This window comes from Bacillus sp. BP-3, from assembly GCF_028401955.1.
Taxonomy (GTDB): domain Bacteria; phylum Bacillota; class Bacilli; order Bacillales; family Bacillaceae_G; genus Bacillus_A.
Map to the genome: position 1 here is coordinate 212,829 of NZ_JAQOTJ010000007.1, position 14,021 is coordinate 226,849.

Genomic DNA, 14,021 nt, shown 5'->3' on the forward strand with positions numbered 1-14,021 from the left:
AAAGAACAGGCTAACAAGTTAGGAGATACAAAAAAAGAAAGCCCTTTGGTGAAGGGCTTTTTTCTTACACCATATGTGTAAGTACGACAGTGTTACGCCAAAATTGTCGTTGAATATGAGAAACGGGGGACATTCTTATTGTTTTCAAAAAGCGCTCATTTTATACTTATAACAATCAAAAATTTTGGAGTGAAATAACGATGACACAATTTTCTTTCACAAAAATGCATGGACTTGGGAATAACTACATTTATGTAAATATGTTTGAGGAACAAATTGCAGAAGAGCATCTTGCACAAGTTGCTGAAAAAGTGTCGGATGTGAATACTGGAATTGGTTCCGATGGAATGATTTTAATTTGTCCCTCTGATATTGCTCCTGTGAAAATGCGTATTTTTAATAAAGACGGTTCAGAAGGAAAAAGCTGCGGGAATGGACTGCGCTGCGTTGCAAAGTACGCATATGAACATAAACTAGTAGAAGAGAATGTTTTCACAATTGAAACGTTAGCAGGAATCGTTACAGCAGAAGTAAAAGTTGAAGGTAGAATTGTAACTTCGGCTACAATAGATATGGGGGCACCTAGGTTGAAACGCGTTGATTTACCGATGCTAGGCGAAGGGGAAACGCCATTTATTCGTGAAGATTTCCTCTATAATAACCACCGTTATACATTTACGGCTGTCTCAATGGGGAATCCGCATGCTGTTATTTTTGTAGAGGATATTGAAGAAGCTCCGCTTACAACATTAGGACCTGTATTAGAAACACATGAGATGTTTCCAGAAAGCGTAAATGTCGAATTTATTGAAGTACTGAATGATCGTGAAATGCATTTTCGTGTATGGGAACGCGGTTCTGGCATTACACAAGCATGCGGAACAGGAGCATGCGCTGCAGTTGTAGCTGCAATCTTAAATGGAAAGATGAAGCAAGGCCAAGAAATCACGGTTCATTTAGCAGGCGGGGATTTAATGATTACATGGACAGAAGAAGGAACAATTCTCATGAATGGCCCAGCAGAAGTCACTTGCAATGGTGTATATTATTATAAGATTGAAGAGTAAAGATGTATAATAGGACGAGAGAAGAAAGGGAGGTGGATTCTATGATTACTGTAACTGAACAAGCGGCATATCAAATTAAAGATATGTTAAAAGATGCTGAGGAAGGAGAAAGATACGTTCGCCTTGCTGTACACGGCGGTGGATGTAGTGGTCTTTCTTATGGCTTAGGATTTGAAAGAGAACCAAATGAAGACGACACAGTTCTTGAATTTTTCGGTGTTGAATTTGTTATTGATAAAGAAAGTTCTCCAATTGTAAAAGGAGTAAAAATCGATTATAAGCAATCGATGCTTGGTGGCGGATTTACAATCGACAATCCAAATGCGATCGCATCATGCGGCTGCGGATCATCTTTCCGTACGGCAACGAATGCTGGTAAGCCTGAGGAATGTTAACGTTAAATAACATTTGCGAAGTGTTCATCTATAACGATTAATCATACTAACCTTCTTGACGGTGAATTACAAATTTCACTCGTTAAGAGGTTTTTTTATTTTGTAATACAATAGAGAAATGTCGGAAAAGATAGAAAATTGACGTTTTTTATTGCTGTTTGCTCATTTTCATGCTAGTATAATGTTAATTATCTATAATAGAAGATTGTTTTTCTTTTTGAATTAACAGAATTTTCAGAAATGATGTTTTGTATGGCTTTTTCCCGTTTCTCTTTCTTGTACGTCGTTACACTGAATGAATATAAACAATAAAAAGCACTTATACCTATCTATTATTTCTAAATCCGGAAAACATAACGAATTAGTAAATTCAAAAAGCGTAATATAAAATTAAAAGATTTTTCGAGGAAGCGTGTATTATCCCCCTTATAAAAAATTAGGGAGGCATAGAATATGGGAATTTCTACACTACTATTAAATGCATTTATTATTATAATTTGTATCCTTAGTTATCAAGTATTTTGGTTAGATAAGACAGAAAAAAGAGCATGTAACAATATACTCATTTCTTTTCTTTCATCGATTGCAATTGTTCTTTGCATGACATTTCCAATTCATTTACATGTTGGGTATATTTATGATTTGCGTTTTATTCCTATTCTTTTAGTGCTTCTGTACGGAAACACAAGAAGCATGATTTGTATAAGTATTGTATATATTGCGTATCGATTTTACTTAGGGGGAAACGGCTTTTTTTCATCGGTTATTATATATACTATCATTACAACGATTACGACAATATTACGTTATTTTATTCCCATTTATTTTAGGAGAAAAAAAATATTGTTCAACACATTATTTCTTTTGATTTGTACGGTTTTTTTTTCTATCTTTGGGATAATGAATGAAATTGAAATATACGGTAAAATCGAAACGGTTTTTATTGGATTTTTGATTAATTATGTAGTGGTCAACGTCTTCACAGGGTTATTATCTGTTTATTTAGTAGAGGGAATGATTGAGAAATATAAAATGAAAGAAAAAATTCAAAGAGCTGAAAAATTTTATACAGCTAGTGAATTAGCGGCATCAATCGCACATGAAGTTCATAACCCGCTAACGACTGTCTATGGATTCGCTCAATTATTCCGTGAAAATGAACTTTCAAAAACATCTCAAGATAAATACTTGAAAATCATGTTAATGGAATTAGAAAACGTACAATTAATTATCAATAATTATTTATCTCTAACAAAACCACAAAATACAATAAAAAAACCACAAAATATAAGGTGTATTTTTCGAGAAATAACAAATATGATTTCTCCGCTAGCAATTTCATATCACGTTGAAATACAGAGAGATATTCCAGAGCATTTGTATATAAATGCGAATCCTGAAAAATTAAAACAGTGCTTCACTAACATTTTACAAAATGGAATTGAAGCTATGAAAGATGGCGGAGTATTACAAATTCATGCGCAAAAAATCAAGGGTAATCTTGTAATTGATATTATTGATTCAGGAGTTGGAATGTCCAAACAAGAAATAAAGCGGATTGCCACGCCATTTTATTCAACAAAAGAAAAAGGAACCGGGCTTGGCACTATGATTGCGTATAGCATTATTAAAGAGCTAAATGGAGATATAGAAATAGAGAGTACACGAGGAAAAGGAACGTGCTTTTCTATCATTATACCTTGCTGATTAAAGATGAAATCAAGCGCTTTTTTTATTAGAGACTTTTAATAAAATCATGACAAAAATTCAATAATAAAAAAGAGGTGATTTTGATGGGAAAATGGAATGAACAGGCAGCGCAGAATAATAATCTGCCATCCAGCACAATTCGGTCATCTGAACTCCTATTAGGAAAGAAAGCAGACCATGAATTTTCAGAGGAACTTTCCGATGGTGGGGAAAGAGATAAAAACATTCAAATACTCAAAAACATTTCTAAATAGAAAAAATAGTGGCGATGAAAAAAGCGCCACTATTTTTTGTTTTGTACAAAAAATTCTATTTTAAGCAAAAATCAAGGGCTGAAAGTTAAAAACATCACGATACCTATAAAATCATTAAGTTAATAAAAAGGGTCTTTTTATTAACTTAGGATGTTTCAAAAGACGTTCACCGCCATATTCTCACAGCATACGTTTCAAAAATATATGCCAAGATCAAAAAGATTATTGTATAGTTTAAATATTAAGTCAACTTGAGGGCTATGCAGCAGTTAGTGATGTTACGTAATCACTTTCGAGAAAAAGGTATTAACCGTGTTTCTATTTTATTACTAAAGGGGGAGTAAACATGGCACAACAAAGCTTGAAACGCGAACTGCAACCGCGCCATATTAGGCTTATGGCAATCGGTGGGATGATTGGGACAGGGATTTTCAAAGGAAGTGCAGATACAATTTCAGCTGCAGGACCCGGCATTGTTTTTTCTTATTTATTTGCAGGATTTCTTCTTCTCATTGTTATGAGTGCAATAGCGGAAATGGCTATTGCTTATCCTGGTTTAAACATTCAAGGGATGATTCAAAAAGCTTTTGGTTCACGTTTCGCCTTTGTCATTGGTTGGCTCTACTGGATCGACTGGATTTTAGTTATTATTGTTGAGGTTTTAGCAGGGGGGAGCTTTTTACAATATTGGATTCCATCTGCTCCTTTATGGTTACTTAGTTTAGCATGTACTGCGCTTCTTCTTTTTATCAATTTGGTTAGCGTCAAACTTTACGGTGAAATAGAGTTTTGGCTTGCGAGTTTCAAAATTATTACCCTTGTTTTATTTATTTTGCTTGGTTTTGCCTTGTTATTTGGCTTCGTTCCAAATCATGAAGCAACATACTTTACAAATTATACAAGTCACGGGGGATTCTTTCCAAAAGGATGGGGAAGTATTTTTACAGCACTCCTAATAGTCGTCTTTTCTTTCGGAGGCTCAGAATTAATCGGGTTAACTGTAACAGAAACGAAAAACGTGGAACAGACACTTCCGAAAGTAATAAAAGGGGTCATGTTCCGAGTGGTTTTATTTTATACATTACCTATTCTAATCATTACTGGACTTATCCCTTGGGACGAAGTAGGAAAGCAAGGTAGTCCTTTTGTACAGGTTTTCTCTGCAACTGGATTACAAGGTGTAGCACATATTATGAACTTCATTTTATTGACCGCTGTGCTGTCAGCTGCCAATTCAGGAATGTATGCTACTTCTCGCATTTTGTACTCTCTGGCACAGAATAACGAAGCGCCTTCTCTGTTCTCTCGTCTCACTAAGCGCGGTGTTCCTATATGGGGAGTTCTTGTCAGTTGCACTGGTTTATTAATTGGGTCTTTTATCGCGTTCCTTACACCAGAGCACGTCTTTGGTTATATGATGTCTATCCCAGGGTTTACTGTTTTGCTTATTTGGACTAGCATCTGCCTTGCGCAATTCAAGTTGCGTAAACAGTATTCTAAAATGCCGTATTTTCGTGTGTGGTTATTCCCGTACAGCACCTTGTTTGCGGCAGCGGCCTTGGCAATTATTTTTATTTTCTTCTTGTTCAACGCAGGTAATATAATTAACTCTATTGTATGCATAAGTATTCTTATCCTTTTATCTGGTTTATCTATTTTTGTTGGAAGAAAGGAATCGAAATAATGATTCTCAGTTTAAAAGGAATATTCATTTTATAGGAGTAAAAAGGCCGTGTGAAGCCATTGCTATCAACTTTAGAAAAGCGCCCCTGATGCCATTGGCATCAGGGGCGCTTTTCTTACTGTATTTGAGTAAAATCAATACTCAAATACAGCTTCCCTTGGTTCACTCTTGCTCATATTTTACGTCGTTACTAGTGCCGTGGTCTGCCTCCATTTCTAGAAATTCTCCAGAGAGTAGCTCGAATCTTCACATCTGCTTCAGAAGTGATTTATAGCTCTCGGCATAGGAAATTGGCAATGGTCTAAAGATGGACGCTCTTTTTGTGTGAAAACTTTTTTCGCTGCATCTGCATAGTATCGACTTATATGTTGGGGATTTAAATGGGTTAATTTGTCAAAATTTATTAATTTCACAAAATGTTCAAAAAATTATCTTTTGAAAAAATGAAAGTTATAGTATCATCTAATTAAGTAGAACTTTTCGACAAATAAAGACATGTTTTTACAAGAAATACGAAAAGTTTTACGGAGTATTTTTCATTCTAAATCTTGGTTTCATAGAAAATAAGGAGGAATGATGAAGGTGAAAAAGCATTGTAAATTTCTCAATAAATCATTTAAAGAATTGGTACAGGAAAATAAACAAAAGATACTAAATGATAAACAAGAGATGGAAAAAATTGAACAACGCATTGAACAGCGTTATGAAATGAAAAAGTCAGCCTCGTAATAAAGCTATATATAAGTTGAAAAAATGACAGAAAAATCTCTTTCTTGTTAGGTGGGATAAAAGCGTCTGGTTTCAAATGGAAACGGTTTCTTGTTGCGTGCTAGGCTTCAAACAAAAGAAGAAGGAAAGTGCGGGGCATGTTGTACTTACTGTATAGAGGCAATTTATTTTTTGGAAAATTAATATAAATTCATATCTGAAAATGAAAAGAAGATAACTATCTATATAAATGGAAACAAAATGGATTTATATAGTATGGGGTTATCTTCTTTTACTTTTTTTACGGACGTTTCTAGTTCTGCATTGCTAACGGTTATATTACTAGTAATATATATTTGTATTACTGGCAGCATCTATTGGGATACAAGCGACAATTAATAATGTTGGCAGGGCAGCTGATAATAGGGATGCGAGTTTGTTCATTAATGTTAGCAAAGATATCTTGACTCCCACTTAAAGTGTCAGTCCATACTGAAATCAATTTTTCTGGTGCGGCTTCTTGTTGTACCATAATCTCTCATTTATTGAGTGCGATATTACATAATATGCATAGAATGATAGAATGGAACATGCCGATATAAGCAAGCATTATGTATCTTCTAGTTTCTATATAGAAAATTTTTTGGCGGATAGAAGTGTGGCGCTGAAGTATCTCATATTAAAAATCTTTCGCAAATTTAGTCATCAATTCCGAAATCATAGATTCTAAAAGTTCGAATTATGAATAGGTACTACGTTAATAAGTGAGGAATTATGGAGAAATCAAGTAAGGAGAGGAATACAAGACCCTCTCCTTACTTTTTGATAAATGCCTCCTCTGAAATCACTATAAAACCATGTCGTCTAAATAATGCAGTAGTAACGCCGTAACCATCTTGTTTTTGCCCATTAAATTCCCCTGTATAAATAACAGAACTTCCACATGACGGACTGCGTTCTTTTAAAATAATATACTCAGGGTTTAAATTTTTGATTTGCTCTAACGCTTTGTAGGCACCTGTAATAAAGATTTCTGTCACATCATTTCCGCCGCGATCTATAACTTTCGCATTTCCATCTAGCACATCATCTCCGTTGCCTCCGATGATTTCAGCAGGCATACGAGGCGTTGGGAATCCGCCTAACACTTCCGGACAAATAAGAATTGTTTCTTCTTTTTCTAGTAGTTCTTCAATCTTTGCAACGAGATTATCGTTTCCATCATAACGACAAGCAATTCCAGCTAAACAAGCACTAATGACAATCACGTCTTCACCTCATTTGGAAGAATTTATTTCCATCATACAACAAAATCTTCCGCCACTTTTATGTTTTTTCTCTTATTTATAAAAGGGGGCGATGAACATGAGTAAATTGTATTCATTAATGAAACAACATAGTGAGTTTCAAAATAAAGAAGAATTTAACACCTATCAGCAGCGAATTTTAACGCAGTATCAAAAGGAGATTAACAAAACGGATTTTCTAGTCATTCGTTTGTTAGGGAGATATGCGGTGAATGAAAAACAAAAAACAGTTGGCGTTGCATGTCCGCTAATGGAAACGATCGCTGTGAAAATAGAGAAAAATATACGAACTGTGCGCCGTTCTGTCGCAAAGCTTGAACGACTTGGGATTATTAAGCGTGTGTTCACAAAAGAAAGGCATAAGCGAGGCGGATATAGTGCTAATTTGTATGTATTTCGGAAACAGGCAGTTGACCGCATGATTGACCGCATGCAAATGACCGTATGTGAAAATGGGGAAAGTACAGGAGACTGTAAGGAGGAACGCTTGAATGAGGAGATAGAAACTAGTGTTTATGAAAACAATTTAAAGATAAAACAGAAAACAAAAACGTATAACATGGATGCAACGTATTGTCGTCATGACATACCACAGCAATTTGTAAATGCAATTGCACCAATGTCGCAAAATCCACAAACAATTAATTTTGCTTGGAGTAAAGTGGAACTTGCTTACAAAAAGAGTGGTTTGTACGAGGTAGGGCTGTTATGGGAGCAACTGATGACTCAAGATGATATACAAGTACAAATCATGCGGCGGACAAAAAGTGTGGTCAGGGCGTATAAGTGCGGTGAAATTCGCAAAGATTTTGGAGCGCTTTTGTATAGTACGATACAGGCGTTATTTCTAGATGTTGCATTAGAGTGGGCGGCGGCGGCGAGGCGGAACAGCGGGATTGTTTTATATAATCCATTTGAATGTAAAAAAAGAAAAGAGTTATGCGTTTGAAGCATAACCCTTACTGTTAATCAAATTTCCGTACAGTTGGAACGCGGATTGCGATAAAGAGTACAAAGACAATGACCGCAATTGCACCGCTTTTCATAACTATAACAATCGGTATTCCAGCAGCTAAAGCAAGCGATGTAACTGCATAAGAAATCGGGATAAATCCCATTGATGATAACATGAGTAAGCTCATTACGCGGCCCATCATTTCTTCTTTTACAGTCGATTGAATCATTGCCATTAACGGCACAATAGCCATAGCGATTGTAATGCCGTAAAAGCAGCCAGAAAGAAGCGCCTGCCAAAGTGTTGTACTGAAATTAATGGACAGGAAGAAAACACCTGACAATAGCATCATAATAATGCAAAATAACCCACGGCGGCGACTAATGTTTCGTAGTCCAACGATAACGGCGCCAATAGCCATCCCGCCGCCAACCGCTGCTTCTAAATAACTAAATTGTAAAGAGTCACCGTGCAGTACATTTTTAACAAACAGTGGAAATCCGACTTGCATTGGCCCGATTAAAAATAAGTTCAAAAAGGCACTGCAAATAAGGAATGTTGATAAAAACGAAGATTCTTTCACATAAAGAATACCTTCTTTAATAGAAGTGAACATGCCTTTATTTTTGTGCTTTTCTTCTTGTTCTACATTTGAATGAACCTTTTGAATCAGTATGGCAGCGACAATTAATAATAGAATGGTTATAGTAAAGATTGTCTCATAATTACTGAATTTAATCAGTATCCCGCCAAGAACAGGGCCGAGGATAACTGATGCCTGGTTCGTCATTTGTGTAAGCGAATTTGCTTGTGTAAGACGATGCTTCGCTACGAGCTCAGGTAAGATAGAACCGTCAGCAGACCAGAAAAAGGCATCGGCTAATCCGAAGAAAAGTGCAAATAAAGCAAATGTGTATAGTGTGACGTGACCGACAATAAACCAAATGAGAATGATCGTGACAAGAAATGCCCGAACAATATTAGAATAAAACATGATGTTCTTTTTCGGGAATTTGTCTGCAACAGCTCCGCCGATAATCATGAAGATAAGGCGCGGAACACTAAGAGCCACAAAGACAACGCCGAGTGATGCTTCTAAATTTAATGTTTTTGCTATGTACCACGTTTGGGAAAACGTAAAAAATGCTAAGGCAAAGCTTGAAAATAGAGTGGCGGCCCAAAGAAATAGGAAGTTTGTATTTTTTAATAAAGGCATTTCCATTTCTTGTAGGACGGGTTTGCTTTTTTGTAATTCCTCCATATGAATCCCTTTCTGTCATATGTCTTTTTATCTTTGTTAACAGTTTCTTCTCTTTCTATACAGATACTTTTTTATTGTATTCAAAAAAGCGAAATTTGCCCAGCGTATTTTTTATGTTGAAAAAGGAAAAACCACCAAACGTCTCTTAGGAGAGATATTGGGTGGCTGTGTTTTTATCCTTTAAGGACTTTAATTCCTTTTACTATATTCCAAATAAAGTAGTATAGGCTAATTAGGCCGCAAATGCATACGGTAATCAATGCGCCAATACCAAGTGTTGCACCTGGCTGATTAAAACCAAAACTCATAATGCCTAATACTGCAAGTCCTATAATGGTAGAAATGCCCGGAATAAGATGTGTCCATAGAGCACGTTTAGCATGACTTCTTGTTTCATAATCGCCTACAATCCAAACAATTACCGGGAACAGGATAGGTGCAAAGAGAACACTAAAGTATGAAAGAGCAGCTAATATTTTATTTCCATTCATATATATCACCTCATAAAGTTGTTTTCGCTTGTTGTTTATACGTTTATTATGCAGGAGAACTTGTAGGCTTGCTATCGCCGAATCTTACAGAAACATAACAGTTTTGTAAGATTCGGCGATATGGAATGTAAGGCTTTTATAACGATATAACAAGGAACGAATAAACATGAAAAAAGACACAGCTGCCGCTGTGTCTTTTTGGTGTATTAAGCAAGTGCAATGTAAATATCAACTTGAGCATCATTTGGATCGAAAGCTCGTTCATCATACAGTTCGAAGTCCGTTGTGAACGCACGTTTATTTTCTTTTGACCAGGTCCAAATCCCTTGCCATGCTTCAGCGATGATTTCAGATAGTGGCCCTCTACGGGTTGTAAATACAGCGTATGTAGCAGCTGGAATCGTGAATGATGTCATGTTTTCTGGTGTATCAATGATAGTGGAAACAGGAACACCAATTGTAAACGTATAGCGACCTGTTTCATCGGATTCATAGTTGGAATATAGTGCAAGCGTTTCTGTTTGCGTAGCCTTGTTTGGAATTTTGTTGGTGATTTGTTTTTGGAAGTATTGATTCCATAGGTGAGGGATTTTTCCGTCGCTGGACATTTCCAGTTCGTTGTTTGTAGTAATAGAAATCCCGATGGCTTGAAAAGCTTCTTTTTTTATAATCGTAGGTTGCATTATTGTATCATCCTCTCTCTTTTTTCGTAAGAACAAGTGTTCTTATTGATTATACCATAATTATACAGTCGGAGGATAGGGGATTGTCTATCGAACATCGTCGAAGAGTCTTTAAAGTGTGTCGAATCGCCGATATATTGCTGGAGACGTAAAAAAGAGGATGATTCGCAAGGACACATAAGTGCCTTTGGAATCATCCTCTTTCTATTAAAACATGCTAGAACTATGCATTGGTTGCAGCTTCGCATTTGGATCGAAGTACGCTTTTGCGTTGTTTACTGCTGTTGGTGCTTCGCCAAATCCGCATGCAATTAGTTTTACTTTACCTTCATATGTGCAAATATCACCAGCTGCGTAAATGCCAGGGATATTTGTTTCCATTTTGGAGTTTACAACGATACTGTTCTTTTGGATATCTAATCCCCAGTCTTTAATTGGACCAAGAGAAGAGACGAATCCATAGTTGACGATGACATCATCAACATCAATGACAACTTTCTCTTCTGTTTTGACATGTTGAAGGACAACTTGTTTAATTTTTTCATCACCGATCAGTTCAACGGGAACGTATGGTGTTTTCACTTGTGCGCGCGAGTTCAGTAGCGTTTCAACGCTATGCTCATGTGCGCGGAATTTATCACGGCGGTGAACGATTGTAACTTCTTCTGCGATTGGCTCTAACATCATTGTCCAGTCTACTGCAGAATCTCCGCCGCCAAAGACAACAACGCGTTTGCCCGCAAATTTATTCATATCATCAACGAAATAGTGTAAGTTTGTTTTTTCGAATTTTTCTGTGCCTTCTAATTCTAAACGACGTGGCTGGAATGCGCCGTTTCCTGCTGTAATGATAACGGATTTAGAATAGTGTGTTTCTTTATTTGTTACAAGTTTGAACACGTCATCTTCTTGTTTTTCTATCGTTTGTACAGCTTCTTCTAAGCAAATGGTTGGTTCGAACTTGCTCATTTGTTCTTTTAGATTGTTAATGAGTTCTTGTGCACGAATTTTCGGAAAACCTGCGATATCATATATGTACTTTTCAGGATATAATGCGGATAATTGACCTCCGAGTTGTGGCAAGCTTTCGATAATTTTTACGCTTGCTTGTCTCATACCGCCATAAAAAGCTGTGAATAATCCAGTTGGACCTCCACCAATAATAGTGATGTCGTATACCTTTTGATTTTCTGTCACTGTTTACTCCCCCTATAATTAGGAAATTTTTCGTGCTTCTTCTATATACACTCGTATGTATGTTATACGAAACTTCCATGAGCGGAGTGCAAGCACACTCAAGACAAATGATATCATATTTTATAAAAAAATACCGTAGAAACGACTGAATTGTGTATGCACTTCATATAGATTTATTATATAGAAGAAACTAGCCAATAAGTAAAGGATGTAATGTTTGGTAATTATGTGTATTTTTTCGTAATTTAAATATATATAAGGCATAACAGAAAGCGAAAAAATCGCTAAAAAGCTATATACGCTTAGCGATTCAGGAAATGTCGAAAAGCTTAAAACGACTACGTTATTTTAAAATATTGATAATTTTACAAGTGCTTGAAAAGTAAAGAGAAAACGACTAATATAGGAAAGTAAAAATATTAATTTTTTGTGACAAATTTCGTAACATTTTTCAAACTTGTTATTGGTTTTGTTAAGAATGTGAAAAACTGTACATTCTTAACATTTAATTTGTTTTAGCACTATTTTTATTATTTTTAACTATCTATATAAAGAAGAGGAGTGTGATTAGCTTGAAGAAGCCAAAAATCGTAGTTTTAGGCGCAGGTTATGGTGGAATGATTACTACTGTTCGTCTGCAAAAAACATTATCTGTAAGTGAAGCTGAAATCACATTGGTAAATAATAACAGCTACCATTATCAAGCAACTTGGTTACATGAAAGTGCAGCTGGTACGTTGCATCACGATAAAGTTCGTTTAGACATTAAAGATGTAATCGACACAAACAAAGTAAACTTCGTACAAGACACAGTTGTAGAAATTAAAGCAGCTGAAAAGCGCGTTATCTTAAAAAATAGTGAGTTAGAGTATGATTACTTAGTAATCGGTCTTGGTTTCGAGTCTGAAACGTTTGGAATTAAAGGATTAAAAGAGCATGCATTCTCTATCGCTAACATTAATGCAACTCGTCAAATTCGTGATCATATGGAGTACATGTTCTCTCTATATGCTTCAGAAAAACGCGATGAGTTAGTTACAATCGTTGTCGGCGGTGCTGGATTTACAGGTATCGAGTATGTAGGTGAGCTTGCAAATCGTATTCCTGAGCTTTGCAAAGAGTATGATGTTCCTCGCGAAAAAGCACGTATCATTTGTGTTGAAGCTGCTCCAACAGCACTTCCTGGTTTCGACCCAGAGCTAGTTGAGTATGCTGTAAAACAATTAGAGAAAAAAGGTGTAGAATTCCGCATTGGTACGGCGATTAAAGAAGCAAATGAAGAAGGTATTATTGTTGCAAACGGCGACGATGTAGAATTATTGAAATCTGCAACTGTAGTTTGGGCTGCAGGTGTACGCGGTAATGGTATTGTAGAAGAGTCTGGCTTTGAAGCAATGCGCGGCCGTGTAAAAGTGGACGAGTACATGCACGCTCCAGGTCATGAAGAAGTATTTATGGTTGGTGATGCAGCGTTAATTATTAACGAAGAAATTAACCGTCCATACCCACCAACAGCACAAATCGCAATTCAACAAGGTTACAACATTGCACATAACTTAGCTGTTCTTGTTCGTGGTAAAGGCGAAATGCAGAAGTTTGTATTCGATAACAAAGGTTCTGTATGTTCATTAGGCCATGACGATGCAATGGGCGTTGTAATGGGCAAAAAATTAACTGGTTGGAAAGCTTCATTCATGAAGAAAGTAATCGACAATCGTTACTTATTCATGCTTGGCGGACCTTTACTAGTTCTTAAAAAAGGTAAATTAAAACTATATTAATTTGTAATTTAAAACAGAAATGGCTGTCATAGCTATTTCTGTTTTTTTTATTTTACTGAATATTCAGGTGTTTGTAAGAGGGCACGTTCACCTTTTAGAACCTTTGTAGTATAATGAGGGAAAAGAATGAATATTCTGTCCTTTAGACCGGAAGGGGTTTCTAGTAATGAGTAAACGTGGAAAGGTGTGGTTAGCGGTAAGTGGTCTTGTCGTAACGTCAGATGGAAGGTGGCTTGTCGTTAAAAAAAAATATGGCGGATTAAAAGGAAAATGGTCATTGCCTGCTGGTTTTGTCAATGAAGGCGAAACGATTGATCAAGCCGTGCAACGTGAAGTGTTAGAAGAGACAGGAATTGTTACGAGTGTGAAAGGAATCGTAAGTGTGCGGTCAGGTGTAATACAGGATGAAATTAGTGATAATATGATTATTTTTCTTTTAGATCCAAAAGGAGGTGCGACACGTTCCTAAGTGAAAAGCTTAGGCGCTGTCGAACTTACAGTTCAACAGTGAACTGTCATTCTGAGAAG

At 36.3% G+C, this 14,021-nt stretch carries 13 protein-coding genes and 1 pseudogene; 9 read left to right on the plus strand and 5 right to left on the minus strand.

Features of this window, described 5'->3' with window-relative positions:
* Positions 1–200: 200 nt before the first annotated feature.
* The 6 genes from dapF to PLX19_RS13840 all read left to right on the plus strand — a co-directional run bounded on the left by dapF (position 201) and on the right by PLX19_RS13840 (position 5,839).
* Complete coding sequence (gene dapF / locus PLX19_RS13815; protein WP_272189212.1) at positions 201–1,067, plus strand: diaminopimelate epimerase; 867 nt, start codon at positions 201–203, stop codon at positions 1,065–1,067.
* 41 nt (positions 1,068–1,108) lie between these two features.
* The gene (locus tag PLX19_RS13820; RefSeq protein WP_272189213.1) at positions 1,109–1,462 is read left to right on the plus strand and encodes a HesB/IscA family protein; all 354 of its coding nucleotides are present in this window, start codon (positions 1,109–1,111) and stop codon (positions 1,460–1,462) included.
* A gap of 453 nt (positions 1,463–1,915) precedes the next feature.
* Positions 1,916–3,169 carry an ATP-binding protein gene (locus PLX19_RS13825; protein ID WP_272189214.1) on the plus strand — a complete coding sequence of 418 codons (1,254 nt, stop codon included), beginning with the start codon at positions 1,916–1,918 and terminating at the stop codon, positions 3,167–3,169.
* 86 nt (positions 3,170–3,255) lie between these two features.
* The gene (locus PLX19_RS13830; protein ID WP_272189215.1) at positions 3,256–3,426 is read left to right on the plus strand and encodes a hypothetical protein; all 171 of its coding nucleotides are present in this window, start codon (positions 3,256–3,258) and stop codon (positions 3,424–3,426) included.
* Positions 3,427–3,772: 346 nt separating this feature from the next.
* Complete coding sequence (locus tag PLX19_RS13835) at positions 3,773–5,110, plus strand: amino acid permease (RefSeq protein WP_272189216.1); 1,338 nt, start codon at positions 3,773–3,775, stop codon at positions 5,108–5,110.
* A 576-nt stretch (positions 5,111–5,686) separates the two neighbouring features.
* Positions 5,687–5,839, plus strand: coding sequence for an FbpB family small basic protein (locus PLX19_RS13840; protein WP_429756838.1), 153 nt, complete (start codon positions 5,687–5,689; stop codon positions 5,837–5,839).
* Between the two features lie 794 nt (positions 5,840–6,633).
* Here PLX19_RS13840 and PLX19_RS13845 read toward each other — a convergent pair.
* Complete coding sequence (locus tag PLX19_RS13845) at positions 6,634–7,086, minus strand: DUF523 domain-containing protein (RefSeq protein ID WP_272189218.1); 453 nt, start codon at positions 7,084–7,086, stop codon at positions 6,634–6,636.
* 97 nt (positions 7,087–7,183) lie between these two features.
* On the opposite strand from PLX19_RS13845, the gene PLX19_RS13850 reads away from it, so the two are divergent.
* The gene (locus PLX19_RS13850) at positions 7,184–8,074 is read left to right on the plus strand and encodes a helix-turn-helix domain-containing protein (protein WP_272189219.1); all 891 of its coding nucleotides are present in this window, start codon (positions 7,184–7,186) and stop codon (positions 8,072–8,074) included.
* Positions 8,075–8,090: 16 nt separating this feature from the next.
* On the opposite strand, the gene PLX19_RS13855 is transcribed toward PLX19_RS13850, so the two are convergent.
* From PLX19_RS13855 to PLX19_RS13870, 4 genes are all read right to left on the minus strand, one after another.
* A complete protein-coding gene (locus tag PLX19_RS13855; RefSeq protein WP_272189220.1) occupies positions 8,091–9,341 on the minus strand; it encodes an MFS transporter in 1,251 nt (416 codons plus the stop codon).
* 173 nt (positions 9,342–9,514) lie between these two features.
* Positions 9,515–9,832 (minus strand): DUF4870 domain-containing protein, encoded by a 318-nt coding sequence (locus PLX19_RS13860; RefSeq protein ID WP_272189233.1) that lies wholly within the window; start codon positions 9,830–9,832, stop codon positions 9,515–9,517.
* Between the two features lie 206 nt (positions 9,833–10,038).
* Positions 10,039–10,515, minus strand: a complete 477-nt coding sequence (locus PLX19_RS13865) for a GyrI-like domain-containing protein (RefSeq protein ID WP_272189222.1) — start codon at positions 10,513–10,515, stop codon at positions 10,039–10,041.
* 207 nt (positions 10,516–10,722) lie between these two features.
* Positions 10,723–11,712 (minus strand): NAD(P)/FAD-dependent oxidoreductase, encoded by a 990-nt coding sequence (locus PLX19_RS13870; RefSeq protein WP_272189224.1) that lies wholly within the window; start codon positions 11,710–11,712, stop codon positions 10,723–10,725.
* 572 nt (positions 11,713–12,284) lie between these two features.
* Here PLX19_RS13870 and PLX19_RS13875 point away from each other — a divergent pair.
* Both PLX19_RS13875 and PLX19_RS13880 read left to right on the plus strand, forming a co-directional pair.
* A complete protein-coding gene (locus tag PLX19_RS13875; RefSeq protein ID WP_272189225.1) occupies positions 12,285–13,493 on the plus strand; it encodes an NAD(P)/FAD-dependent oxidoreductase in 1,209 nt (402 codons plus the stop codon).
* 166 nt (positions 13,494–13,659) lie between these two features.
* Positions 13,660–13,944 (plus strand): annotated as a pseudogene (locus tag PLX19_RS13880) (NUDIX domain-containing protein); the annotation flags it as partial.
* Positions 13,945–14,021: the final 77 nt, after the last annotated feature.